The sequence below is a fragment of the Mycobacterium bulgaricum genome, from assembly GCF_041287165.2.
GTDB lineage: Bacteria > Actinomycetota > Actinomycetes > Mycobacteriales > Mycobacteriaceae > Mycobacterium > Mycobacterium bulgaricum.
Genome location: NZ_JBGGKV020000003.1, coordinates 195,036 through 218,995 on the forward strand (window position 1 = coordinate 195,036; position 23,960 = coordinate 218,995).

Annotated in this window: 22 protein-coding genes; 13 read left to right on the forward strand and 9 right to left on the reverse strand. The window is 67.5% G+C overall.

The features are described 5' to 3' along the window. Nucleotides 1–41: 41 nt before the first annotated feature. Nucleotides 42–938 (reverse strand): oxygenase MpaB family protein, encoded by an 897-nt coding sequence (locus ACAG24_RS11880; RefSeq protein WP_370473266.1) that lies wholly within the window; start codon nucleotides 936–938, stop codon nucleotides 42–44. Between the two features lie 97 nt (nucleotides 939–1,035). Here ACAG24_RS11880 and ACAG24_RS11885 point away from each other — a divergent pair, with 97 nt between their 5' ends. Continuing rightward, the gene (locus tag ACAG24_RS11885; protein ID WP_370473267.1) at nucleotides 1,036–1,665 is read left to right on the forward strand and encodes a TetR/AcrR family transcriptional regulator; all 630 of its coding nucleotides are present in this window, start codon (nucleotides 1,036–1,038) and stop codon (nucleotides 1,663–1,665) included. On the opposite strand, the gene ACAG24_RS11890 is transcribed toward ACAG24_RS11885, so the two are convergent. Further along, entirely contained in the window at nucleotides 1,662–2,231 is a 570-nt protein-coding gene (locus ACAG24_RS11890; protein ID WP_370473504.1) for a VOC family protein, read from the reverse strand. The genes ACAG24_RS11885 and ACAG24_RS11890 overlap by 4 nt on opposite strands. A 127-nt stretch (nucleotides 2,232–2,358) precedes the next feature. Between ACAG24_RS11890 and ACAG24_RS11895 the strand changes: the two genes are divergently transcribed. Genes ACAG24_RS11895 through ACAG24_RS11905 form a run of 3 tightly spaced genes read left to right on the forward strand, consistent with a single transcriptional unit; the run spans nucleotide 2,359 to nucleotide 6,693 of the window. Beyond that, nucleotides 2,359–3,495 (forward strand): alpha/beta hydrolase, encoded by a 1,137-nt coding sequence (locus ACAG24_RS11895; protein WP_370473268.1) that lies wholly within the window; start codon nucleotides 2,359–2,361, stop codon nucleotides 3,493–3,495. After that, nucleotides 3,492–4,439 (forward strand): 2-hydroxyacid dehydrogenase, encoded by a 948-nt coding sequence (locus tag ACAG24_RS11900; RefSeq protein WP_370473505.1) that lies wholly within the window; start codon nucleotides 3,492–3,494, stop codon nucleotides 4,437–4,439. The genes ACAG24_RS11895 and ACAG24_RS11900 overlap by 4 nt, the downstream gene beginning before the upstream one ends. 55 nt (nucleotides 4,440–4,494) lie before the next feature. Further along, nucleotides 4,495–6,693: an acyl-CoA dehydrogenase family protein gene (locus ACAG24_RS11905; RefSeq protein ID WP_370473269.1), complete on the forward strand. Its 2,199-nt coding sequence runs from the start codon at nucleotides 4,495–4,497 to the stop codon at nucleotides 6,691–6,693. Here ACAG24_RS11905 and ACAG24_RS11910 read toward each other — a convergent pair. Next, entirely contained in the window at nucleotides 6,690–7,796 is a 1,107-nt protein-coding gene (locus ACAG24_RS11910; RefSeq protein WP_370473270.1) for a GGDEF domain-containing protein, read from the reverse strand. The genes ACAG24_RS11905 and ACAG24_RS11910 overlap by 4 nt on opposite strands. Before the next feature lie 269 nt (nucleotides 7,797–8,065). Between ACAG24_RS11910 and ACAG24_RS11915 the strand changes: the two genes are divergently transcribed. Both ACAG24_RS11915 and ACAG24_RS11920 read left to right on the forward strand, forming a co-directional pair. Then, nucleotides 8,066–8,395, forward strand: a complete 330-nt coding sequence (locus ACAG24_RS11915) for a hypothetical protein (RefSeq protein WP_370473271.1) — start codon at nucleotides 8,066–8,068, stop codon at nucleotides 8,393–8,395. 82 nt (nucleotides 8,396–8,477) lie between these two features. Then, complete coding sequence (locus ACAG24_RS11920) at nucleotides 8,478–9,740, forward strand: flavin monoamine oxidase family protein (RefSeq protein ID WP_370473272.1); 1,263 nt, start codon at nucleotides 8,478–8,480, stop codon at nucleotides 9,738–9,740. Nucleotides 9,741–9,749: 9 nt separating this feature from the next. Here the strand turns inward: ACAG24_RS11920 and ACAG24_RS11925 are convergent, their stop codons facing one another. Beyond that, nucleotides 9,750–10,529: an SDR family NAD(P)-dependent oxidoreductase gene (locus tag ACAG24_RS11925; protein ID WP_370473273.1), complete on the reverse strand. Its 780-nt coding sequence runs from the start codon at nucleotides 10,527–10,529 to the stop codon at nucleotides 9,750–9,752. Nucleotides 10,530–10,647: 118 nt separating this feature from the next. Further along, the gene (gene fadD2 / locus ACAG24_RS11930; protein WP_370473274.1) at nucleotides 10,648–12,342 is read right to left on the reverse strand and encodes a long-chain-fatty-acid--CoA ligase FadD2; all 1,695 of its coding nucleotides are present in this window, start codon (nucleotides 12,340–12,342) and stop codon (nucleotides 10,648–10,650) included. A gap of 56 nt (nucleotides 12,343–12,398) precedes the next feature. On the opposite strand from fadD2, the gene ACAG24_RS11935 reads away from it, so the two are divergent. The 6 genes from ACAG24_RS11935 to ACAG24_RS11960 all read left to right on the forward strand — a co-directional run bounded on the left by ACAG24_RS11935 (nucleotide 12,399) and on the right by ACAG24_RS11960 (nucleotide 18,411). Beyond that, a complete protein-coding gene (locus ACAG24_RS11935; protein ID WP_370473275.1) occupies nucleotides 12,399–13,637 on the forward strand; it encodes a DNA polymerase domain-containing protein in 1,239 nt (412 codons plus the stop codon). A gap of 148 nt (nucleotides 13,638–13,785) precedes the next feature. After that, on the forward strand, nucleotides 13,786–14,193 hold the full coding sequence (locus ACAG24_RS11940) for an STAS domain-containing protein (RefSeq protein ID WP_370473276.1): 408 nt from the start codon (nucleotides 13,786–13,788) through the stop codon (nucleotides 14,191–14,193). Between the two features lie 136 nt (nucleotides 14,194–14,329). Beyond that, nucleotides 14,330–15,514 (forward strand): acyl-CoA dehydrogenase family protein, encoded by a 1,185-nt coding sequence (locus ACAG24_RS11945; protein ID WP_370473277.1) that lies wholly within the window; start codon nucleotides 14,330–14,332, stop codon nucleotides 15,512–15,514. Further along, a complete protein-coding gene (locus ACAG24_RS11950) occupies nucleotides 15,507–16,724 on the forward strand; it encodes an acyl-CoA dehydrogenase family protein (protein ID WP_370473278.1) in 1,218 nt (405 codons plus the stop codon). The genes ACAG24_RS11945 and ACAG24_RS11950 overlap by 8 nt, the downstream gene beginning before the upstream one ends. Nucleotides 16,725–16,736: 12 nt before the next feature. Further along, a complete protein-coding gene (locus ACAG24_RS11955; protein WP_370473279.1) occupies nucleotides 16,737–16,994 on the forward strand; it encodes a hypothetical protein in 258 nt (85 codons plus the stop codon). Between the two features lie 7 nt (nucleotides 16,995–17,001). After that, nucleotides 17,002–18,411 carry an NCS2 family permease gene (locus ACAG24_RS11960; protein WP_370473280.1) on the forward strand — a complete coding sequence of 470 codons (1,410 nt, stop codon included), beginning with the start codon at nucleotides 17,002–17,004 and terminating at the stop codon, nucleotides 18,409–18,411. A gap of 7 nt (nucleotides 18,412–18,418) precedes the next feature. Here the strand turns inward: ACAG24_RS11960 and ACAG24_RS11965 are convergent, their stop codons facing one another. From ACAG24_RS11965 to ACAG24_RS11975, 3 genes are all read right to left on the reverse strand, one after another. Then, nucleotides 18,419–19,987 carry a diflavin oxidoreductase gene (locus tag ACAG24_RS11965; protein WP_370473506.1) on the reverse strand — a complete coding sequence of 523 codons (1,569 nt, stop codon included), beginning with the start codon at nucleotides 19,985–19,987 and terminating at the stop codon, nucleotides 18,419–18,421. A gap of 147 nt (nucleotides 19,988–20,134) precedes the next feature. Next, nucleotides 20,135–20,764, reverse strand: coding sequence for a TetR/AcrR family transcriptional regulator (locus ACAG24_RS11970; protein WP_370473507.1), 630 nt, complete (start codon nucleotides 20,762–20,764; stop codon nucleotides 20,135–20,137). Nucleotides 20,765–20,780: 16 nt separating this feature from the next. Continuing rightward, on the reverse strand, nucleotides 20,781–21,986 hold the full coding sequence (locus ACAG24_RS11975; protein ID WP_370473281.1) for an MFS transporter: 1,206 nt from the start codon (nucleotides 21,984–21,986) through the stop codon (nucleotides 20,781–20,783). Between the two features lie 74 nt (nucleotides 21,987–22,060). Here ACAG24_RS11975 and ACAG24_RS11980 point away from each other — a divergent pair, with 74 nt between their 5' ends. Next, a complete protein-coding gene (locus tag ACAG24_RS11980; RefSeq protein ID WP_370473282.1) occupies nucleotides 22,061–22,936 on the forward strand; it encodes a LysR substrate-binding domain-containing protein in 876 nt (291 codons plus the stop codon). Here the strand turns inward: ACAG24_RS11980 and ACAG24_RS11985 are convergent. Next, complete coding sequence (locus ACAG24_RS11985; RefSeq protein WP_370473283.1) at nucleotides 22,920–23,957, reverse strand: sugar phosphate isomerase/epimerase family protein; 1,038 nt, start codon at nucleotides 23,955–23,957, stop codon at nucleotides 22,920–22,922. The two genes, ACAG24_RS11980 and ACAG24_RS11985, sit on opposite strands and share 17 nt — an antisense overlap. Between the last annotated feature and the right edge of the window lie 3 nt (nucleotides 23,958–23,960).

Genomic DNA, 23,960 nt, shown 5'->3' on the forward strand with positions numbered 1-23,960 from the left:
ACACAGTGTCGAGACGCACCCGTTCGGCCCGACGGGCCCGCTCACACCAGGGGGCGGCCGGTGCGAATACGCCAGTCCAGGTCCCGGAGCAGCAGGTTGAACGGGAACTCGCGCACGAATCGCGGCGAGATGCGGTTGGCGGCGCGCAGCACGGTCATCAGCTGGTCGAAACGGCGTTGCTTCTGCGGATCCCACGGCAGCCGCATCTCGTCGCGGAAGCGCTGCGGAAGAAAACCGGTGGTGATCAGCAGCGCCAGTCCTTCCGCGCGCCGCTGTAGCGGAGCCGGCAGCCTCACCCCGCGCAGCCGGGATGCCGCGATCGGGAAGAGGAACTCCCGCACGGTGTCGTCGATGTGCACGTCTTCCAGGGAGGCAGCCCAATACCGGTCGAACGCCGCGCGATCGGCAGGCCACATGCTCTCGGGGACCTGCAGCATCGTGGCCAGCGCGCGACCCTGCAGGTACAGCCGGTCGGCGGTCTCCTCGTCCATCTCCCCCACGAAGAGACGGTGCACGTCGACCACGCCCTTGTAGAGGCAAGCCCCGACCCACAACTGCAGATCCTTGTCGAAGGCGTGGTACTCGACCGGGCTCTCCTCGGTGGAGAAGACCTGCGCGTGGGCGCCGTTGACGGCCCGCCGGAACGCGGCCTGTTGCTCGGCGGTGCCGGTGGTGGACACCGCGAGGTAGGTGAATGTGGTGCGGGCCCGCTTCACCGGATGCCGATCGATGCGGCCGCTCTCGACGCGGCTCTCCAACACTCCGTACCCGACGCCTGGACGCGCCAGTTGCATGATCACGTTGGCCGGGCCGGCGAGCAGGCCGAGACCCAGCATTCCGTCGTCGGCGTGCGCCGGCTTGCGCGACCGGGTACCGGCGCCGCCCGGGGGCTGCTGAACCTGCGGTTCCGGTGCGTCGACCGACTCGTTCAGCGTCATCGGATGGTGCTCCTCTCGGCGACGGCGCGCTCTGCGCCCGCCAAATGTGCGAACGCCCGTTTCCTGATATTGCTCCCGCCGTGAGCCAGGTGTCAATATGGGAGCTATGGCCCAGGTCCGTCCGTACCGCGGGGTAGAGGCACCGCAGCGGGTCGCCGAGCGCCGACGCAGGCTCTTGGAAGCCGGCCTGGATCTGCTGGGCGGGCATCCGCACCCTGCCGACCTCACCGTGCGGGCCATCTGCGCCCGATCCGGCTTGGCGGCGCGATATTTCTACGAGAGTTTCACCGACAAGGACATGTTCGTCGGCGCCGTCTTCGACTGGGTCATCGCCGATATCGCGGCCACCACGCAGGCCGCGGTGGCCGCCGCACCCGCCCGGGAACAGAGCCGGGAGGGCATGGCCAACATCGTGCGCACCATCTCCGGCGACATCCGCGTCGGACGACTGCTCTTCAGCGCCCATCTCGACAACCCCGTGGTGGTCCGCAAGCGGGCGGAATCAGGTGCACTCTTCGCACTGCTGTCGGGCCAGCACGCGGGGAGTGCCCTACGGCTCGAGCAGAACGACCGCCTCAAGGCCGCGGGGCATTTCGTCGTGGGGGGCGTGGCGCAGACGCTCAGCGCGTGGCTTGCGGGCGACCTCGCCTTCACCCCGGCGCAGTTGGCCACCCAGCTCGGCGCGCTGATCGATCAGCTCGCCGACCCCGCCCTCTACCGCGACTAGACCGGGATACGGCGATCCGCCGCCGTCCGCGGCGTCGCCTGTGTGTCGCTCTCGCCGAATTCCTTGGTCCAGCAGGCGAATTCCAGCGTGATGCCGTCGGGATCCAGGAAATAGAACGACCGCACGTACACACCGGGATGCACGGTCGCCGACACCTGCGCCGCGCTTTCGTCGTGGTTGAGAATCGGCCCCACCCGCACGCCTTTGGCCTTGAGCCGCTGCCGGTATTCGTCGAACTTCTCGGCCGGCACGTGAAACGCGAGGTGGTTCATCGTGCTGACGGCGCTGACGATGTCCCCGATGCCGGGGATCGCCTCCGGCGACGAGATACCCGGTACGCGGTCCGGCGCGTCGGCGAACCAGAAGAAGGCCACACAGTCACCGTTGCCGGCGTCGAAGAAGAAGTGCTGCCCGATCCCCCCCGGCAGGTCGAGCGACTTGATGAGCGGCATGCCCAGCACATTGCTGTAGAAGTCGACGGTGCGCGCCATGTCCGAACACACCAGCGCGACATGGTTGATGCCGCCCAACTCGAATTCTGTGTTGGTGTTCTGCGGCTTGATCATCATCGCGCCTTCCTGGAAGACCAAAAGTCTGGCCACGGGGCAGGAACTGAATCTAACATCAGGTCCACTTTCGGATCATCAAGACGACATCTTCTGCCGGACCACAACCACCGGGAGACCGGAACCCATGAGCCGAACCACCGCCCCCCAAGCACCCGGCGTCACCAGGGAATTCGTCGGCCTCGACTCGACCACGGCGCGGCGCGCAGGTTCGGGCGGGCACCCCTGTCAGGGCCTCTACCACCGCGGGATGGGACGCAAACCCAAGGTCGCGATGATCGCCACCCACTATCAGATCGACTTCTCCGAGCACTATCTCGCCGACTACATGGCCACCCGCGGCATCGGCTTCCTCGGCTGGAACACGCGGTTCCGGGGTTTCGAGAGCAGTTTCCTGCTCGACCACGCCCTCGTCGACATCGGTGTCGGTGTTCGCTGGCTGCGCGAGTCGCAGGGTATCGAAACCGTGATCCTGCTGGGCAATTCGGGCGGCGGGTCGCTGATGGCGGCCTATCAGGCCAACGCCGTCGACAGCCATGTCACGCCGCTCGAAGGCATGCGCCCCGCAGCCGGTCTCGACGATCTGCCGCCCGCGGACGGCTACATCGCCAGCGCCGCGCACCCCGGACGCCCCGATGTGCTCACCGCATGGATGGACGCCTCGGTTGTCGACGAAACCGACGCTGTGGCAACCGATCCCGATCTCGACCTGTTCAACGAGCGCAATGGTCCGGCATATGATGCCGACTTTGTGAAGCGCTATCGCACCGCCCAGATCGCGCGCAACGACGCCATCACCGACTGGGCCGAGGACGAATTGCTTCGCGTGCGCGCCGCCGGATTCTCCGACCGCCCGTTCACGGTGATGCGCACGTGGGCCGATCCGCGCATGGTCGACCCCTCGCTGGAGCCCACGAAGCGCCCCGCCAACATGTGTTACGCCGGTCTCCCCGCCAAGGCCAACCGGTCCACCCACGGCATCGCGGCCGCCTGCACTCTGCGCAACTGGCTGGGGATGTGGAGCCTGCGGCACGCACAGACGCGGGCCGAGCCGCACCTGGCTCGTATCGACTGTCCCGCCCTGGTCATCAACGCCGAACAGGACACCGGCGTGTTCCCGTCCGACGCGCGACGCATCTACGACGCACTCGGCAGCACGGACAAGACGATGCACTCGATGGACACCGACCACTACTTCACGACGCCGGGATCGCGGTCGGAGAAGGCGGATACGATCGCGAAGTGGATCACGCGCCGCTGGTGACCGTTCTCGCCCACTTCGTCCCGGGCGACAAGGTCATCGATTTCCTTGCCCCTCAAGCGGATTGGCTCCGCGTTCGATACTGCGCCGAAGACGACGACGAGACGTTCTACCGGGAGCTGCCCCTCGCCGACGTGATCTGGCATGTGCTGCGGCCTCTTTCGGGTGACGATCTCGCCAGGGCGACGAGGGCCAAACTCGTCCACAAGCTGGGCGCCGGGGTGAACACCATCGACGTCGACGCCGCGACGGCGCGCGGTATCGCCGTGGCGAACATGCCGGGCGCGAACGCCCCGTCGGTGGCCGAGGGCACGCTGCTGCTGATGCTCGCCGCGCTCCGCAGGCTGCCTGAGCTCGATCGGGCAACCCGCGCCGGCAAGGGCTGGCCGTCCGACCCCACACTCGGCGAGACCGTCCGTGACATCGGCGGCTGCACGGTGGGCCTCGTGGGCTACGGCAACGTGGCCAAGCAGGTCGAACGCATCCTGGTGGCCATCGGCGCCGACGTGCTGCACACCAGCACCCGCGATGACGGCGAGCCGGGATGGCGCGAGCTGTCCGCGCTGCTGGCTGACAGCGACATCGTGTCGCTGCATCTTCCGCTGACCGAGGCCACCCGCGGACTGATCGGACGCGACGCGCTGGCGTCGATGAAATCGGACGCGATCCTGGTCAACACCTCCCGCGGCCCGATCGTCGACGAGGCGGCGCTCGTCGACGCGCTGCGCTCCGGCGGCCTGGCGGCCGCAGGCCTCGACGTCTTCTCCGCCGAGCCGGTCCCTACCGACAATCCGCTGCTCACCCTGCCGAATGTGGTGCTCACGCCGCACGTCACCTGGTACACCGCCGACACGATGCGCCGCTACCTGGAGTTCGCCGTCGACAACTGCGAACGGCTTCGTGACGGACGCGACCTGGTCAACGTGGTGAACCAGGTCGCGGGGTAACCTCGTTCCCAACCAACCGGTTGGGGCCGGTCACGACGAGGTGAAGGGTGTAGCCATGCCGATCGCGATCCTTGAAGAGCACAACGACCTCGCCGACTCCGTGCGCGCGTTCGTGGAGCGGGTCGCGCCGTCGGAGGTGCTTCACGAAGCCCTCGAGACGCCGATCCCGAACCCTCCGCCGTACTGGAAGTCGGCTTCCGAGCAGGGTCTGCAGGGTGTTCATCTGGCGGAGTCGGTCGGCGGGCAGGGGTTCGGCATCCTCGAGCTCGCCATCGTCGTCGCCGAGTTCGGCTACGGGGCGGTGCCGGGCCCGTTCGTCCCCTCCGCCATCGCCAGCGCTCTGATCGCCGCGAACGATCCGCAGGCTGCCGTCCTCAACGATCTGGCGTCGGGTGAGGTCATCGCCGCGTATGCCCTCGACTCGGGCCTGACGGCGACACGGCAGGGTGACAGCCTGGTCATCCGGGGTGAAGCCCGCGCCGTGCCCGCGGCCGCGCAAGCCTCGCTGCTCGTCCTACCGGTCTCGATCGAATCGGGTGAGGAGTGGGTGGTTCTCGACGCCGCCGACCTGGAGATTGAACCCGTGCAGAGCGTAGACCCGCTGCGGCCGGTCGCCCACGTACGCGCAAACGCCGTCGAGGTCGGCCCCGAAGCGGTGCGGGAGCGCGTACTCGGCAACCTCAGCCGAGGGCATGCGCGCGCCCTGATGTCGACGCTGCTGTCGGCCGAGGCGATCGGCGTTGCGCGCTGGGCCACCGACACTGCGGCCGCCTACGCCAAGATCCGCGAACAGTTCGGCCGTCCGATCGGCCAGTTCCAGGCCATCAAGCACAAGTGCGCCAACATGATCGCCGAGACGGAGCGCGCCACCGCCGCCGTGTGGGATGCCGCGCGGGCGATCGACGAGGCCCGCGACAACCCGGACAACGCCTACGAATTCGCCGCCGCGGTGGCCGCCACGCTGGCCCCCGCCGCCGCACAGCACTGCACCCAGGACTGCATCCAGGTCCATGGCGGTATCGGCTTCACGTGGGAACACGACACCAACGTCTACTACCGCCGCGCCCTGGTGCTCGCGGCATGCTTCGGGCGCGCATCGGACTACCCGCAGCGTGTCGTCGACATCGCCACCTCGACGGGGATGCGAGAGCTCAACATCGACCTCGACCCGGAAACCGAGAAGCTGCGTGACGAGATCCGCGCCGAAGTCGCTGCGCTGAAGGAGATCTCGCGGGAGGAGCGCAACGCCGCGATCGCCGAGGGTGGCTGGGTCCAGCCGCACCTGCCGGTGCCGTGGGGGCGGGCGTCGAACCCGATCGAGCAGATCATCATCGCGCAGGAGTTCTCGACCGGCCGGGTGAAGCGACCAGCCATGGGTATCGCCGCGTGGATCATCCCGTCCATCGTCGCGTTCGGCACCGACGAGCAGAAGGAACGTTTCCTGCCGCCCACCTTCCGCGGCGAGATGATCTGGTGCCAGCTGTTCTCCGAGCCGGGCGCAGGTTCTGACCTGGCGAGCCTGACCACCAAGGCCACGAAGGTCGAGGGCGGCTGGCGGATCACCGGGCAGAAGATCTGGACGACGGGTGCGCAGTACTCGCAGTGGGGTGCCCTGCTCGCGCGCACGGACACGTCCGCTCCGAAACACAACGGCATCACCTACTTCCTGCTCGACATGAAGAGCGAGGGCGTCGAGGTCAAGCCGCTGCGTGAGCTGACCGGCAACGCGATGTTCAACACCGTGTTCATCGACGACGTGTTCGTCCCCGACGAGTTGGTGCTCGGCGAGGTCGACCGCGGCTGGGAGGTCAGCCGCAACACCCTGACCAACGAGCGGGTTTCGATCGGCAGCAGCGAGCCGCCGTTCCTGCCCAGCCTGAACGGGTTCGTCGAGTTCGTCGGCAAGGGGCACTTCGACCAGATCGCGCAGAATCACGCCGGCATCCTGATCGCCGAGGGACATGCGGCGAAGGTCCTCAACATGCGCTCGACACTGCTGACGCTGGCCGGTGGCGACCCGATGCCCGCCGCGGCGATCTCGAAGCTGCTGTCGATGAAGACCGGCCAGGGCTATGCCGAGTTCGCGGTGGCCTCGTTCGGGACCGACGCCGTGGTCGGCGATCCCGGGGAGGACACCGGCCGCTGGGCGGACTACCTGCTGGCCAGCCGGTCCACCACGATTTACGGCGGCACCTCCGAGGTGCAGCTGAACATCATCGCCGAGCGCCTGCTGGGACTGCCCCGCGACCCCTAACGCCAGTCGGTGACAACCAGATGTCGAATCTGGTTGCCGCCGTTGCGCTTCGCTTCGTACATCGCCCTGTCGGCGTTGCGGTAGAGGGCGAACACGAAGTCGTCGAACTCGCGCGGAGAGATGTCGGCGATGCGTCCGACGGCGGCGCCGACACTGGCCGTGACCCGATAGGGCATCCGGTCGATGGCGTCGCAGACGTCCTGCGGGATCGGTCCCGGATCGTCGCTGTCGAGGAACTCCGCGATGAGGAACTCTTCGCCGCCGATCCGGCCGACGAGGGTTCGGTCCGGCGACATCGTCCGCAGGATGGCGCCGACCGCGACCAGGGCTCTGTCGCCGACGTCGTGCCCGCTCGTGTCGTTGAGGTTCTTGAAGCGGTCCAGATCGATCATCGACACGCTGAGGTACTCCTCGCCCGAGCGTTTCGACAGCAGTGCGACGCTGAGGCGCTGGAACAGTGCTCGCCGGTTGAGCAGGCCGGTGAGTGGATCGCGGTCCGAGTCCACCACGTCTCCGCCGAGCGTGTGCACGACGAACTGCAGCCAGAAGGGCACCAGGGTGTTGACGACCTGCCCGAGGGCGAAGACGGCCAGCGTGAGGAAGGCGTCGCCTCCGGCCGTCACGTAGCCGTATGCGAGGAACGCGCCGACGAGGACCACCGTCGCGATGTGGTAGAGCATCAGGCGGGACGTATGACAGCACGCGATGTAGCCGCCGGTCACCGCGAACGCGGTGACGCCCACCAGTCCGACCATCTGATTGGGCTGGACGAGGCAGACGATGGCGATGCTCACGTCGAGGACCACCACGAACGCCACCGACTCTGGTCGCGAAGGCCAGGAGACCAGCCACAACATCGCGCAGCCGATCCCGTTGGCGACCGCTGTCCATCCGAGTGCCGCCGCGAGACCGCTCCGGGCGTCGGATTGGCTCAGGTTCAGCGCGACCGCCACCGTCACCAGCGACAGGGTGATGACGACGATGACTGCGCGCGAGGCGTGCAGCAGCCGCCGTGACTGCATGTACTCGTGGAACCAGTCGAAATGATCGGCCTGGCGCCACCAGTTACGGACGTGCACGCCCAGTGAACTTCGCCTCAACATCAACTGATCGACCGGGGCCTAGTGCAGCGACGGTGGACGGAGCACGACTGTCCGGTCGTGGCCCCGCCGCCGCTGCACGCCGCCGATCACGCGGACGACTCTACGACGAATCAAACAGGCGGTGCCGGCAATGGGAATTTCACCGATCGGCCTCGCAGAATGCCAGCATGACAACGGTTTTGAGCGGACGTATCTGCGCGGGCGCGTAGATAGTGAACGGGGCCCCGCAGCGAGGTATGCATTGCGGAATCGGGGGAACCCGTCTGTCGATGACCAACGACCGTGATTTCGTCGAGAAGAGGCTGGACAAGCCGGGCGCATTCCGGGCGGCCGCACTCTACGGCGTGGCCGTCGTCGCGCTGGCGGGACTCGCGTTCGCGTTCTATGCGTTCGGCGCCCGCGATTCGGTGTACGCCGCCTCGCTGGTGCCGCTGTTCCTGTTCCTCGGTGGTGCGGGTGCGCTGGTGCGTGCCTACCGCGTGTGGAAGGCAGGTGGTGGTTGGGTCGCGTGGCAGGGCATCGCATGGTTCCTGCTGCTGCTGATGCTGGTCGCACTGGCGATTCCCGGCTCGGCCTTCATGGTCGACGGCGTGCGCTGAGGCCGGAGCGCGCCGCTTACCGATCTGTGACGTCCCCGCTCCGGCCATCAGGGGCGCGGCGCGTGCCGGGTACGACCACACCATGGCGGCTGAGCAACGGTACCCGGGCGCAGACTGCGACGTCGTCGTCATCGGTGCCGGTATCGCCGGACTGCGTTGCGCATCGGTTCTCCAGGAGCGCGGGTTGGCCGTGACCGTGTGGGAAGCTGCGGACGCGATCGGCGGTCGAATCCGCACCGATGTCGTGGACGGCTACCGCTGTGATCACGGCTTCCAGGTGCTGAACCCGGCGTACCCGGAACTGTCGCGGGCCGTTGACGTCTCGTCGTTGACGATGCAGCCCTTCGAGGCGGGGGTGGTGCTGCGAGACAAGGAGCGGACGCGGGTCTGGGCTCATCCGCTCCGCTCGCCGGGCCGGCTGCCCCGGATGGTGTCGTCGGCGGGACTCGGTGTTCGGGAGCTCTGGGCGCTGGCGCGGTGGGCGGCGCCGGCTCTGCGCGCTCGCGGATTGACCGCGCCGACGCACGACGATTCGCTGTACGCTGCCCTGGAACGCGCACGGGTGCACGGATTGTCGCGCCGGGTTCTGGACCAGTTCATCGCCGGAGTCGTCCTCGATGACAGGGGGATGACGTCGAACGCGTTCATCCTGCTGCTGGTCCGGATGTTCGCGCTGGGCGTGCCGGGCTTGCCCGCCGACGGTATGCAGGCGCTACCCCAGGCGATCGCGGCGCCGATCGCCGACCGAATCGAATTGCGCCGCACGGTAAGTCATCTCAGGCGAGACGGAAGCGGCTGGGAGGTCTCCGACGGACACGACGTGCTGCGCACCCGTCACGTCGTGGTGGCCACCGATCCACGCACGGCGGAATCCCTTGCCGGCGTTCCCGCTCCGCACATGAAGGGCGTGGTCACCGACTGGTGGGCGGCCGACGCTCCCCTCCCCGGGCCGGCGATGCTGTGGGTCGATGCCCGGCCCAAACCCTCAGGGCCACTGGTCAACACGTCGGTCATCAGCAAGGCCGCACCCTCATACGCGCCCGCGGGGCGGCACCTCGTCGCAGCGTCCGCCCTGCTCGGCCCCGGATCGGAACCACCCTCGACGTCGGCCATGCAGTCACACGCCGGTGACATCCTGGGCGCCGACTCGTCGCGGTGGAGCCTGATCACGCGGCATGTGATCCCGGAAGCACTGCCGGTTCAGCCGCCTCCGCTGCGCGTCCGGCGGTCGCTCGACCTCGGCGACGGGCTCTGGGTGTGTGGGGATCACCGCGACACGGCGTCGATTCAAGGGGCTCTCGTCAGCGGCCGTCGCGTCGCCGAGGCCATCGCGGTGTCCTCCTGAAACAGCGCGTCAGGGCAGGATCGCGTCGACATATCCGCCGTCGACGCGCAACGCACCGCCCGTTGTCGCCGAGGCCAGCGGAGAGGCGAGGTAGGTGACCATGTTGGCGATCTCCTCGGGCTCGATCAGCCGCTGGATCAGCGATTGCGGCCGGTGCAGCCGCATGAACTCGCGCTGCGCCTTCTCCCACGGCAGCGACTGATCGACCAGCTGGTAGACGAAGTCTTCGACGCCCGCGGTGTGGGTCGGCCCGGCGATCACGGAGTTGACGGTGACGCCGGTGCCCGCCGCGTCCTTGGCGAAACCCCGCGACAGCGCCAGCAGCGCAGTTTTGGAGACCCCGTAGTGGATCATCTCCTCGGGGATCACGATGGCCGAGTCGCTGGCGATCTGCAGCACCCTGCCCCAGTGCTGTTCCACCATTGCGGGCAGGTAATGCCGGATGAGGCGTGCGGCGGCCAGCACGTTGACCTCGAAGTAGGTGCGCCACTGCTCGTCGGTGATCTCACGAGCAGGCACCGCACCGAAGACGCCGAGGTTGTTGACCAGGATGTCGACCTGCGGCAGCTCCCGGAACAGCACCTGGGCACCGGCGTCGCTCGCGACGTCCGCCGCGACACCGACGGCGTCGCCGTCGATCTTCGCGGCCGCCTCGTCGACGCGGTCGCGGCTGCGGCCGTTGATGACCACCCGCGCCCCGCTGGACGCGAGTCCCTGCGCGATCGCCAGGCCGATCCCCTGGGTGGAGCCCGTGACGAGCGCGGTCTTTCCGGTCAGATCAATGTTCACGCAGAAGTACTACCACCGGCGGTGCCGCGGTATTCCGGGCGACGAGCGCGCGCGAAATTCCAGCCTTGGGCGGCGCGCCGCCGTGCAGACACGCGCGCTCGCGGTGCAGAACGCGGTGCTACTCGGGAATCTCCATCTCGCGCAGTTCGCGCTTGAGGATCTTGCCCGTGGGGTTGCGGGGCAACTCGTCGATGAAGATCACCTCGCGCGGCACCTTGTAGCGGGCGAGATTGTCCCGGACGTAGGCCTTGATGGCGTCCTCGTCGATGGTGGCGCCCTCGACCTTGACCACGAAGCAGCGCAGCCGGTGACCCCACTCCTTGTCCTCGACGCCGAGTGCGGTGGCCTCGACGACCTCGGGATGTCCGCTGACGAGGTCCTCGATCTCGGCGGGGAAGACGTTCTCGCCGCCGGAGACGATCATCTCGTCGTCGCGGCCGCTGACGTAGAGCAGATCGTTCTCGTCGAAATAGCCGACGTCACCCGAGGACAGCAGGCCGTCGATGATCTGCTTGCCGCCACCGCCGGTGTAGCCCTCGAACGGGAAGAAGTTGCCGACGAAGATGCGGCCGACCTCACCCTTGGGCACGTCGTTGCCGTTGTCGTCGAGGATGCGGACCTTCATCCCCTTCACGACGGGACCGACGGTGGCGGGGTTGATCGAAAGATGTTGCGGCCCAGCGATGGTCGCGAAAGCCACCTCGGTGGAGCCGTACAGGTTGTAGACGACGGGGCCCAGTTCCTTCAGCGCCCTGGTGGCCAGCTCGGCGCCGAGCTGGCTACCGGAGACGAACACGATGCGCAGCGACGACAGATTCGGCTTGGGCGAGGTCTTGTCGAGCTCGTCGAGCATGCGCGACAGCATCACCGGCACGACGACGATCGCGGTCGCCTTGTGCTTCTCGATGTCGGCCAGCACCGTCGCCGGCTTGAACCGCCTGCGCAGCACCAGCGTCGAACCCAGCATCATCGCGATGGTGCCGTGCAGGAACCCGAGTGCGTGGAACATCGGCGCTGGCAGCGACGTCACCTCGCCGGATTTGAACGGCACCGAGGACAGCACGCCGCCGATCGGCGCCAGCGACGGCGGGGCACTGCGGTTGGCGCCCTTGGGGGTCCCGGTGGTGCCGCTGGTCAGAATGATGATCGACGAATGCTTGGTCGCCTTGGGCGGCGGCGTCGAGCTCGCGCGCTGAATCAATTCCTCAAGGGTTTCGTCGGTGCTGCCCGATTCTTCTTCTTTGTCCGGGTTTACGCCGAGGGCGCGCAGCTTGCCCAGTTCGGGGTCGGCCTGGGCGACGGCGGCGGTGTACTCGTCGTCGAAGATGATCAGCTTGGCGCCCTCGCGCTCAGAGACCTCTTTGATCTGCGGTCCGGAGAACTCGCTGTTGAGCAGGATGATGCGAGCGCCGATCTTGGCGGTGGCATACACCGACACGAGGAACCAGCGGTGATTGCGCGCCAGGAGCGCGACGCCGTCGCCACCCTTAACCCCCTCGGCGAGCAATCCGTTGGCCACCGCGTTGACCGCGTCGTCGAGCTCTTTGAACGTGAACTCGCCGAAGTCGTCGATGACGGCGTTGCGGTTCGGGTAGCGGCGCGCGTTGAGGGCGGGAATCATCCCGATCTCTCCCCACCGGCGCATGTCGGCGACGAATGCGGCGATGTCCTGCGGCGGCTCCAGTTTCAGCGCACCCGCTTCGAACATCTTGCGCGCGTAGTGCAGCTCAGCCGAACCGCGTTCCAGATATTTCCCGACAGACTGTTGGACCGTGGTGAGCGCCTGCAACGGAAGATCGCTGAGCTTGGACATGCGCCAACCTTATGTGACGGCGGTCGCAGTCCGGCTGGGAAACCTACGATGAGGAAATGCCCGCTCACGACGATTTCGAGATCGGCGGGCAGGTTGTGCCCATCACCAATCCCGACAAGGTGGTGTTCGGAGAACTCGGGCTGACCAAGCTCGATCTCATGCACTATTACGCCGCGGTCGCCGACGGCGCGCTGCGCGGGGTGCGGGACCGTCCGATGATCCTCAAACGCTTCGTCAAGGGCATCGCCGAAGAGGCCGTCTTCCAGAAGCGCGCCCCGGAGAAGCGCCCCGACTTCGTCGACGTGGCCGAACTGAAGTACGCCCGGGGCACGTCGGCCAAGGAGGCGGTGCTGCACGACCCCGCCGGGCTGATCTGGGCGGTGAACCTCGGCTGCGTCGATCTCAACCCGCATCCGGTCCGCGCCGACGACCTCGACCACCCCGACGAACTCCGCGTCGACCTCGATCCGATGCCCGGAGTGGGGTGGCGCCAGATTCTCGACGTCGCCTTCGTCGCCCGCGAGGTGCTCGAGGAGCACGGTCTGGTCGCCTGGCCCAAGACCTCGGGGTCGCGCGGCTTCCACATCTACGCGCGCATCCACCGGCAGTGGCCGTTCAAGTTCGTGCGGCTGGCGGCCGAGACCGTCGCGCGCGAGGTCGAGCGCAGGGCACCGGAGTCCGCGACGGCGCGGTGGTGGAAGGAGGAACGCCACGGCGTCTTCGTCGACTTCAACCAGAACGCCAAGGACCGCACGGTCGCGTCGGCGTACTCGGTGCGCGCCACCCCCGACGCGCGGGTGTCGACGCCGCTGTTCTGGGACGAGGTCGCCGGATGCAGGCCCGAGGAGTTCACGGTCGCCACCGTGCCGCGGCGGTTCGCCGATCGCGGAGATCCCTGGGAAGGCATGGACGACACCGCCGGCGGTCTGGGGTCCCTGCTCGACCTCGCCGACGAGCTGGGGCCGGCGGAGAAGGCGCCCAAAGGCGCGAACAGATCCGTCGACGGACGCCGAGCGTCGGTGATGCCGCTCATCGAGATCGCGCGGACCAAGACCAAGGACGAGGCGCTGGCCGCGTTGGCCCAGTGGCGCGACAAGTACCCGTCGGCGTCCGAAAAGTTGGCGCCCGCAGATGTTCTCGTCGACGGCATGCGGGGGCCCAGCTCGATCTGGTACCGGATCCGGATCAACCTGCAGCACGTGGCACCGGACCAGCGCCCACCCCAGGAGGAGTTGCTCGCCGACTACAACCCGTGGGTGGGTTATACGGGCGCCCAGCAGCTGCGCCGGGACTAAGTTACCGGCGAGTTTGCTGTCGCCGGGCGGTCCAGGTTCTTACCGAACAATTAGTCGTTACTGCCGGCGGCCTTAAATTGGCTCACTACCTTGATGATTGTGTCGCTCACCGATGAGCCCACAACCAACGAGTTCGAGGGAGGCTGCGATGTACGGCAATCCGACGTTTCACTGCGATGGCGCCGACATTCGGGCGCACTGTCGTCAGCTGGCCACCGTCGTCAAGATCTCCGGTCATCTCGACGTTCGCAACGTCGAGCGCGCCGGACGTTACATCGACCGCTTCATCCTTCCGGAGAAGCCCTTCGTCCTGGACCTCAGCGACATCGATTCCTTTACCGAGGAAGCCATTTCGCTGCTGTTCGTCATCGATGACCTCTGCACCGCCGCCGGCGAAGAGTGGTCCATGATCGCCAGCCGTGCGGTCGAGCAGACCCTCAGTGCCGCCGGGATCGACTTCCCGGCGACCGGCTCGGTTCCCGAAGCGCTCAACCATTTCGCCGATGCGATGGTCGCGCGCCGCCAGCTGCTCCCCCTGCTCACCAAGACTGCTTAAGGATCACTGTGTTACTTGATGTTCGGTGGCTCCGGTACCTCCTCCAGCGTCGCCACAGGGCGCACTACGAGCGTTTGGCGCTGACTGCTCGCTGAGCCGTTGTCGGCGGCGCTGCGCACTGATTTAGTGTGCAGCTATGGGCACTGATGCCGACCGGGTAGCCGACGCGGCGCGACGCGTCGTCGACGAGCACGACCCGAAGTCCGTTCCGATACCGCAATTCCTCGGCGCCTGTTTCGATGCAGGCTTGTCGTGGGTCCATTTTCCCGAAGGCTTCGGCGGGCTTGGCCTGTCCCGCGGCCTTCAGGCTGTGGCCGACCGCATCCTGCAAGGGGCAGGCGGGCCCGTGCCGCTGGGACTGAACCCGATGGGCTACGGGATGGCTGCCCCGACGGTGCGGGAGCACGCTCAGACCGATGAGGTCCGTAAGCGTCTGCTCCGTCCACTGGCCACCACCGAGGACATCTGGTGTCAGCTGTTCTCCGAGCCCGGCGCCGGCTCGGACCTCGCAGGGCTCGCCACGACGGCGGTGCTCGACGGGGACACCTGGATCGTCAACGGCCAGAAGGTGTGGACCAGCCTCGCCCACCGCGCCAAATGGGGGCTGCTGCTCGCGCGTACCGATCCGAACATGCCCAAGCACAAAGGGCTGACCTACTTCGTCATCGACATGCACGGCGATGGCGTCCAGACTCGTCCGCTGCGGCAGCTGACCGGCCACGCCGAGTTCAACGAGGTCTACATGACCGATGCCCGGATACCCGACACGTTCCGCCTCGGAGCGGTCGGCGACGGCTGGCGGGTGGCGATGACGACGCTGATGAACGAGCGCAGCGCCCTCGGCGGCAGCGGTAACCGCCGCGGCGCAGGCACCATCTCGGATGCGGTGGCGTTGTGGACGTCGCGCCCCGATCTACAGACACCGGTCCTGCGGGATCGGCTGGCAGGGCTGTGGCTGCGTAGCGAAGCGCAACGGCTGACCTCGGAACGGTCGCGGGCGGCCGCGACGGTCGGCGGCCCCGGTCCGGAAGGCTCGATCGGCAAGCTCGTCGGCGCCGAACTCAACCAGCACATCTACGAGTTCTGCATGGATCTGCTCGGACCCGAGGGAATTCTGTACGACAGCTACGGGATGGACGAGGGCGACGCAAGCGACTGGCGAGGCCCGATTCAGCAGCGGTTCCTGCGCAGCCGCGCCAACACCATCGAGGGCGGCACCTCCGAGGTGATGCGCAACATCCTCGCCGAGCGGGTGCTCGGCCTACCGGGAGACCTGCGCGCGGACGCGGGGATGGCGTGGAAGGAGATCCCGCGTGGCTGAGGAGCTTGCGGATCAGCCCGACAGATCTGCTAATTCTGCAGGCACTGAGTTCGTGTTCAGCGAGGAGCAGGGCCAGCTGCGCGCGGCGGTGCGCAAGTTCTGCGCCGACCACGTCGACGAAAGCGCCGTCCGCGGCTGGATGACCTCCGATCCCCCGTTCGATGGCAAGGTGTGGGCCCGGCTGGGCACCGAGCTCGGCGTGCTGGGGATGGCTGTTCCCGAATCCGACGGCGGCGCAGGCGGCTCACTGATCGACCAAGCGGTGGCCGTCGAGCAACTCGGTGCTGCGCTGGCCTGCGGGCCGCTGTTCGGCACGGTGTATCTCGCCATCCCGGCGCTGGTCGCGGCGTCCGGTGGCGGCGAGTACCGCGGTGAGCTGCTCGGCGCGCTCGTCGAGGGCACGCGCACCGCGGCGTTCGCCGTCCGCGACGATGCGGGCGCCTTCGATCCCTCGTCGGTATCGGTGGACGCCGTCCCTACCGAACAGGGCTGGGCACTGTCCGGGTCGGTCGAGCGCGTCGTCGACGCAGGCGCAGCGGACGTCCTGCTCGTCGCCGCCACCTCTCCCGACGGTGTCGGTCTGTACGCCATAGACGCGAACAGCACTGCGGTGCAACGTATCCCGCTGACCACCCTGGACCTGACGCGGCCGCAGGCCAACGTCGAGATGGCCGGGGCCCCGGCGCAACTGGTCGCCGGCCCCGAGGAAGCCGACCGCGTCATCGCCCATGCACTGCATGTCGGCGGCGCGCTGCTGGCCGTCGAACAGGTCGGCGCTGCCCAGCATCTGCTCGATCTCTCGGTCGACTACGCGAAGAACCGGCTGCAGTTCGGCAGGCCGATCGGGTCGTTCCAGGCAGTCAAGCACCGGCTGGCCGACGATCTCGTCGCGCTCGAGCACGCGCGTTCGACGGCGTTCCACGCGGTGTGGGCGCTCACCGACGGATCCGATGATCCTGCGCTGGCCGTGAGCATCGCCCAGGCGACGTGCTCGGCGGCGTTCGTCCGGGTTGCGACCGACGCCATTCAGGTCCACGGTGGTATCGGATTCACCTGGGAGCATCAGGCCCACCTGTACTACAAGCGGGCCTACACCGACGCCGCGCTGCTCGGCAGCGCCGAGGAGCACCGGGCCCGGGTGGCCGCGTTCGTGCTCGACGTGGCGCAGGAACGGGACGCACCTCGGGTGGCCACCGGGATGCCCAGCTGAGAGGGGAAGCAGATGTTTCGTGAACTGAGGTCCCGAACCGTTCGGCGGTATCTCGGCGCGGCGGCGATCGCCGTCGCGGCGGGTGCGGCACCACTGGCCGCGAGCGCTGCCACGGCTCCCGTCACCTCGAACGCGCAGTGCCCGCCGGGGCAGACCGGCGTGATCTACGGGTGCTCGCCGTTCTGCGTGCCCGGCAAGTTCCTCGACACCCAGACCGGCCTGTGCATGCCGATTGCGCCGCCGCCTCCCGCTCCGACGTCCCGGTACTAGGTCTTCTGTGAACCCAGTGGACCGTTTCTTCGAAATCACGGCCCGCCAGTCGACGCTGGGCACCGAGATCCGCGGCGGTGTGGTCACGTTCATCGCGATGGCCTACATCATCGTGCTGAACCCGATCATCCTGTCGGGCTCGGCCGACGTCAGCGGCGCCACGCTCGACTTCGCGCAGGTGTCGGCGACCACGTCGCTGGCCGCCGGCGTCATGACGATCCTGTTCGGTCTGGTCGCTCGGCTGCCCTTCGCCCTGGCGGCGGGCCTCGGTATCAACTCCTTCCTCGCCACCACCGTGGTCGGGTCCCTGACATGGGCCGAGGCGATGGGCCTGGTCGTGATCAACGGCCTGATCATCGTGCTCCTCGCCGTGACGGGTCTGCGCCGCCTCGTCTTCGACGCGGTGCCGATGCAGCTGAAGCTCGCGATCACCGCCGGCATCGGGTTGTTCATCCTGTTCATCGGGTTGGTCGATGCGGGTTTCATCTCCTCCACCGGTGTGCCGTCGCCGCCGGTCGGCCTCGGCGCGGGCGGGCTCGGGTCGATCAGCACCATCCCGACGGTCGTCTTCGTGTTCACGCTGCTGCTCACCGGAATCCTGGTGGCCCGAAAAGTCCGGGGCGGCATTCTGATCGGTCTGGTGGTCGGCACCGTCATCGCGGTCGTGATCGAGGCGATCTGGCATCTCGGGTCCGCGGTCGACAAACCCGGCGGATGGAGCCTGTCGGTTCCGTCGCTGTCCGGGTCGCCGTTCTCGCTGCCGGACCTGTCTCTGGTCGGCGAGTTCAGCCTCAACAGCTTCAGCCGCATCGGGGTGCTCGCCGCCGTGATGCTCGTCTTCACGCTGGTGTTCGCGAACTTCTTCGATGCGATGGGCACGATGACGGGCCTGTCGCGGGAGGCCGGGCTGGCCGATGAAAAGGGCACGTTCCCGAGGCTGCGGTCCGCACTCGTCGTCGAAGGTGCCGGCGCAGTGGTCGGTGGTGCGACGTCGTCGTCGTCGAACACGGTCTTCATCGAATCCGGTGCGGGCATCGAGGAGGGCGCGCGTACCGGCCTGGCGAATGTCGTGACCGGCGTGCTGTTTCTGGCCGCGATGTTCATCGCGCCGCTGGCATCCATCGTCCCGACGGAAGTCGCCGCCGCGGCGCTGGTGGTCGTCGGCGCCATGATGGTCTCGCACCTGCGCCACATCGACCTGTCGGAATTCTCCGTCGCGCTGCCGGTCGTGCTGACCGTGGCGGTCATGCCGTTCAGCTACTCGATCGCCAACGGCATCGGCGTCGGCTTCATCGCGTGGGTGGTGATGCGCACCGCGGCAGGCAAGGCCCGTGAGGTGAGCCCGCTGTTGTGGATCGTGGCGGCGGGCTTCGCCGTGTACTTCGCGCGGACCCCGCTGGAGTCACTGATCGGTTGACCCCACCTCAGTACACGTCGCGACGGTAGCGGTGCGTCGTGATGAGGTCGTTGACGTAGGCGTGTGCGCGGGCCTCGTCCATATTTCCTGCGGTGGCGACGACTTCGTGCAGGGCGCGGTGGACGTCCCTGGCCATGTGATCGGCGTCCCCGCAGACATAGAAGTAGGCGCCGTCCTGCAGCCACGAGTACAGTTCCGCGGCATTGGCCAGCATATGGTGCTGCACATAGTCTTTGGTGCCCTGATCCCTGGAGAAGGCGCAGTTCAGCCGAGTCAGCACGCCGGACTCCTGGAATGCGGTCAACTCCTCGCCGTACAAGAAGTCGCTCGCGCGGTGGCGGTCGCCGAAGAACAGCCACGACCTGCCCGGCGCGCCGGTCGCCTGCCGCTCCTGCAGGAAGGCCCGGAACGGGGCGATGCCGGTGCCCGGTCCGACCATGACGATCGACGCGTCGGGAGCGGGTAGGCGGAAACTGTCGTTGGGCGCCACATGAATCCGCACGGTGTCGGCGCGGTCGGCGAGGAAGCCGGACGCGACGCCCCTGTGCGCACGACCGCGCGAGTCGTACTCGACGGTGGCCACTGTCAGGTGGATCCGTCCCGGATGCACGAGCGGGCTCGACGCGATCGAATAGTCCCGGTGCTGCAACGGTCGCAGGGTGGGAAGGACCTCGTCGATGCTGAGGTCGGCCAGCTGCAGCAGATCGAGGACGTCGCGCCCGTAGAGCCAGCTGGTCAGCGCAGCCGAGTCCCCGCCGGTCAGGATCGCGGCCGCCTCGAGGTCCCGGGAGCGTGCAGCGACCAACGTCTGCAGCGCACCGGTCGGGATCCGGAGTTCGAGGTGCTCGGAGAGCAGTACTCCGAGCGGTTGGTCGTGTCCTGCCACTGCGTGTTCAGCGCTCACCCCGAAATGTGTCAGCACTTCCTCGACGAGCGCGGGGTCGTTGACCGGATGCACGCCGAGCGAGTCACCGGCCCGGTAGACGATGCCGCTGTCGGCGAGGTCGATCTCATAGTGGCGCACCGACTTGTCGGAACCGGCCGCAGTCAGCGACCGATTCGTCACCACGCGGGCAGGGAACGGATGGCGCCGCGTCCATGGTGATTCCGGTACCGAATCCTGTTCTGCACCTTTGCCTTCCGCGCCTTCCGCGCCTTCTGCGCGTGGCGGTGCGGCTGTCAGATCCCCGAGGAGCGCGACCACCTCGGCGGTCCACGCTTCGGACGGTTCCTCGAATTCCAGATCGCAGTCGACACGGTCGAGCAGCCGCGTCGCGCCGAGTTCCTCGAGGCGGGCGTCGACGAGCTTGGCGGCGTTGTTGAAGTAGGGGTAGAAGCTGTCCCCGAGGCCGCAGACGGTGAATGACAGGTGGTCGAGACGGTCTGCACCCTGACTGCTGAGTTCCTCCCAGAACACCTCGGCGTCGTAGGGCAGCTCACCGTCTCCGTAAGTCGCCGTGATGACGACGAAATGTGTGGCGTCCGCGAGGGATTCCATGGTCAGGTCGTTGAGGTACTGCGGTTCGACATCGATCCCGACGCCCCTGGCGGCCTGCGCGAACTTCTTGGCCACCATCGTGGAGTTGCCGGTCTCGGTGGCGAAACCCAGAACCAGCGAGAAATTGTCGGACACTTCGGAGCCACCCTTCCCGGACACCACAAAGTAAGTACACCCTTAGTTAGGGCGACCTTACTGTGGTGCCGCAGCTCTGTGCGGGCTCCCCTATCGGCCGTGCTCTGAGTTGTTCTCCACCGCGACGCCAACGATCACCGCGCGGATCTGGCGCGTGATGTCGTTCCTGGACATCGGCTCGGGAGATCCGTTGGCGAAGGCGAAGATCAGCCCGCCGAGATAGGACAGAACCACCGAAGCCTGTTCGTCGAGCAGTGCCCGGTCGAGCGGCCCGTTGCCGGACTGTGTGGCGATGACGAGGCGTTCGACGACCGCCCGGAAGCTCTCCGCCATCTCCTGGAATCCCGCGGCGATATCAGGATCACCTTTGGCGAGCATCGTCAGCTCGAGGCGGGCCCGGGTACGCGACAGCTGGGGTTCGTCGCGGATGGACAGGATCTGGCCGGCCAGCACGCCGGCGATCTCTTCCCCGCTGCTGTTGGGTGCATTCTTGAACGCCTCGGTGAACGCCTCGGCGTCGTAACGGATCAACTGGTCGGCGACACCGTGCAGGAGCGCCGCCCTGGTCCGGTAGTAGAACGACGTCGTTCCGTCGGGCACCTTCGCGCGACGATCCACCTTGAGGTGGCTCAGGCCTCGCGGCCCATCCTCGGCCAACAGCGCAATCGCGGCGTCGCACAGCTGGCGACGCCGCTCCGCGGCATTGTGTTTCCGTCGAATCTCAACGGATGCGATCTTAGAGCCGAGACTGCGTGCACGGCTGCGCCCGCGGGCCGGCTCGGGAACCAACAGTGCTGAATACGATCGCCGCGATCCCGAGTGCGACAACCAGCACCGCGACCGCGCGCCACTGCCCGCCCGACCACGCGATGCCGCCCGCCCAGCCGAAAATGCTCGAACCCGAGTAGTAAGCGATGGTGTAGAGCGCGGTGGCCTGCGAGCGACCGACCTCGGCACGGGCTGCGACCATACTGGACGCGACGGCGTGCCCGACGAAGAAGCCGACGGTCAGCAGTGCAACTCCCGCGACGATGACCGGCAGCCGGCCCGCCGTGGTGACGGTAGCCCCGACCACCACGAGCATGCCGGCGGCGCCCAGGATTATCGGCGGGCCGAAGCGCCTGCCGAGCCATCCGGTGGCCCGGGACCCGGCGGTCCCGCCGAGGTAGGTCAGGAAGACCAGCGAGATGACCGCGGGCTCCAGTCCGTACGGCGCGGCGGCCAAACGGAACGGCAGGTAGTTGAACATCGTCATCACCGCGCCCGACAACAGCATGCCGACAACCAGAATCGGCCACATCGCACGGTTGCCCAGATGCCCCCGAACCGTGTGAAGAGCGCTCTCGGTGCGGGGGGCCCCGGTACCGGCCGGAATGACCCAGATCATTGCGATCATCGCCACCGCGACCACCAGACCCAGCACGAGAAGGGCGGTGCGCCAGCCGAAATGGTCGGCTACAGGAACCGCGAGCAGGCGTCCACTCAGGCCGCCGACCGATGTGGCCGCGACGTAACTACCCGCGATGGTTGCGGCCCGGGCCGGGACGGCGATGTCGTGGGAAAGCGTCATCGCGAGCGCCGGGATACCCCCCAACGCGATGCCGTGCGTCAGGCGGCCCGCAAGCATCGCCTCGAAGGTGGGCAGGAACGGCACCGCGACCGCGCATACGGCCGCAGCCCCGGCAGCAAACCGCATCGCCTTCTGCAGACCGATCCGGTCCGCCACCCACGCCCACGGCAGCACCGACAGCGCGAGACCCAGCGTCGCAGCCGAAATGAGCAGCGCTGCTTGCGAAGCCTCCACCTCGATGTCGCCTGCGATCTGCGGCAGCAGTCCCTGCGGTGCGTACATCGCGGCGAACGCAGCCAGACCAGCGCACCACAACGTCACGACGAGGCGGCGTTCGACCGTCATCGACGCAGGACGCGGACTGATGGGCACCCGACCATTGCACCGGACGTCATTTATCGTGTGAAGGTCTGATTTCGTCTTTCAGTTATAGGAAGCACATATCAATGCTTGAGGTGCGGGAGGCCAGGTACTTCATCGCCGTGGCCGAGGAGCTGAACTTCGGCAGGGCCGCGGAGCGGTTACAGATGTCGCAGCCGCCGCTGTCGTCAGCGGTCAAAGCGATCGAGAAGCGACTCGGGGTGCTGCTGCTGAACCGCACGACCCGGCACGTGGTGCTGACATCGGCGGGGACTGTGTTCCTCGACCGCTGCCGCCGGGTGGTCGCCGCGGCGGAAGACGCCGGGTCCGCGGCGCAGCTGGCGGCCGAAGGACAGCTCGGTGAGCTGCGAATCGGAGCCGTGACAACGTCTTTCACAGACGTCCTACCGCGAGCATTGGCTTCGCATGCCCGCTCGCACCCGGCCGTCGACGTCACGGTGCGCGAAGTCGACACCCATCTGGGCTCGGACCTGTTGCAACGACGCGAGATCGACATCGCGGTCGTGCGTCACGGGCCTGCCCGGCCCTGGCTTCGGCACGTCACACTGACGAGCGAGCCGTTCGTCCTCGCCGCCCCTGCGGGCTGGGACCTACCCCGCGGCGTGCGTACGGATCTGGCCAGAGCCGCCGACCTGCCGTGGGTCTGGATCCCCCGCTTTGGGACACCCGACTACCACGATCAGGTCGCCGCGTGCTGTCGCAATGCCGGATTCACCCCGCGTGCCAAGCATCTGGCGCAGTCGATCAGCAGTCAGCTGGCGATGGTGGCCGCCGGACTCGGCGTGGCACTCGTTCCCGCAAGTTCTGCCGCCGTGCAGAACGGCATCACGACCGTACGGGTCCGAACGCCGCTGACCATCGCGATGAGTGCATTGTTCCGGACCGATGCCGACCTGCTCGTCGCCGAGTTCATCGACGCACTCGTCACCGCCTCCCGGTGAGTTCGGCGGGCAGAGCCAAGGACTTCCGGAGCGCGGCATCGGCAGCCTTGAGCACCTCGGCAGCCACGGCGATCCCCTCGATTCGCCCCAGCTCGACGTCCTCGTGCTCGATGTTGACGCACATGTCGGGATCCACGTCGTGAAGCGCACGGAGGAACTCGGTCCAGTAGCCCGTGTCGTGTCCCTTGCCCAGCGCGACGAAGTCCCACGCAGAGTTCTTCGGCCACTCGTTGGCCCATTCGTCACCACCGAGATTGGTGCGCGGCTCTTCGGGAGAGAGCCGGCGGAAGCTGTTGTCCAGCACCCCGTTCAGCGCGGCGTACTCGGGATTGACACGAACGTCCTTGGCGGCGGCGTGTACGACGAGGTGCCCGAGGTGCCGGACCACCTGCACGGGATCCATCTGCTGCCAGAACAGGTGGGATGCGTCCAGCTCGACCCCGATGTGGGTGGCGCCGGTGCGTTCGACGAGTTCGTGGACCGAGGCGCAGTTGAAGACAATGTTCTGCGGATGCAGCTCGAGGGCGACCTTGACATCGCAGTCGCGGGCCAGCCGGTCGGTCTCCCGCCAGAAATCCGCGGCGATCTCCCACTGGTGGTCCAGGACGTCGAGTGCCGCCGAGTTCCAGGCGTTGACGATCCAGTGGGGACGGGACCCGGCGGGTTCGCCGGCGGGTAGACCGGACATCGTCACCACGCGATGCTGACCGAGCCGCTGCGCCAGCCTGATCGACCGATGCACGTCGGCCGCGTGCCGAGGACCGATCGCGGGGTCGGGATGCAACGGATTGCCGTTGCAGTTCAGGCCGGCGATGGATACTCCCGTGCCTTCGAACACGCCGAGGAAGTCGTCACGGGCGGTGTCGCTGGTGAGGATTTCGTCGATGTTCGGGACATGCACCGGCGGGAGGAACCCTCCGGTGTTGATCTCGATTCCGGTCAGCCCGAGGCCGGCGATCACCTCGACGGCGTCGGTCAGCGGGCGATCGTGCAGGATCGCGTTGTAAAGCCCCAGCTTCACGAT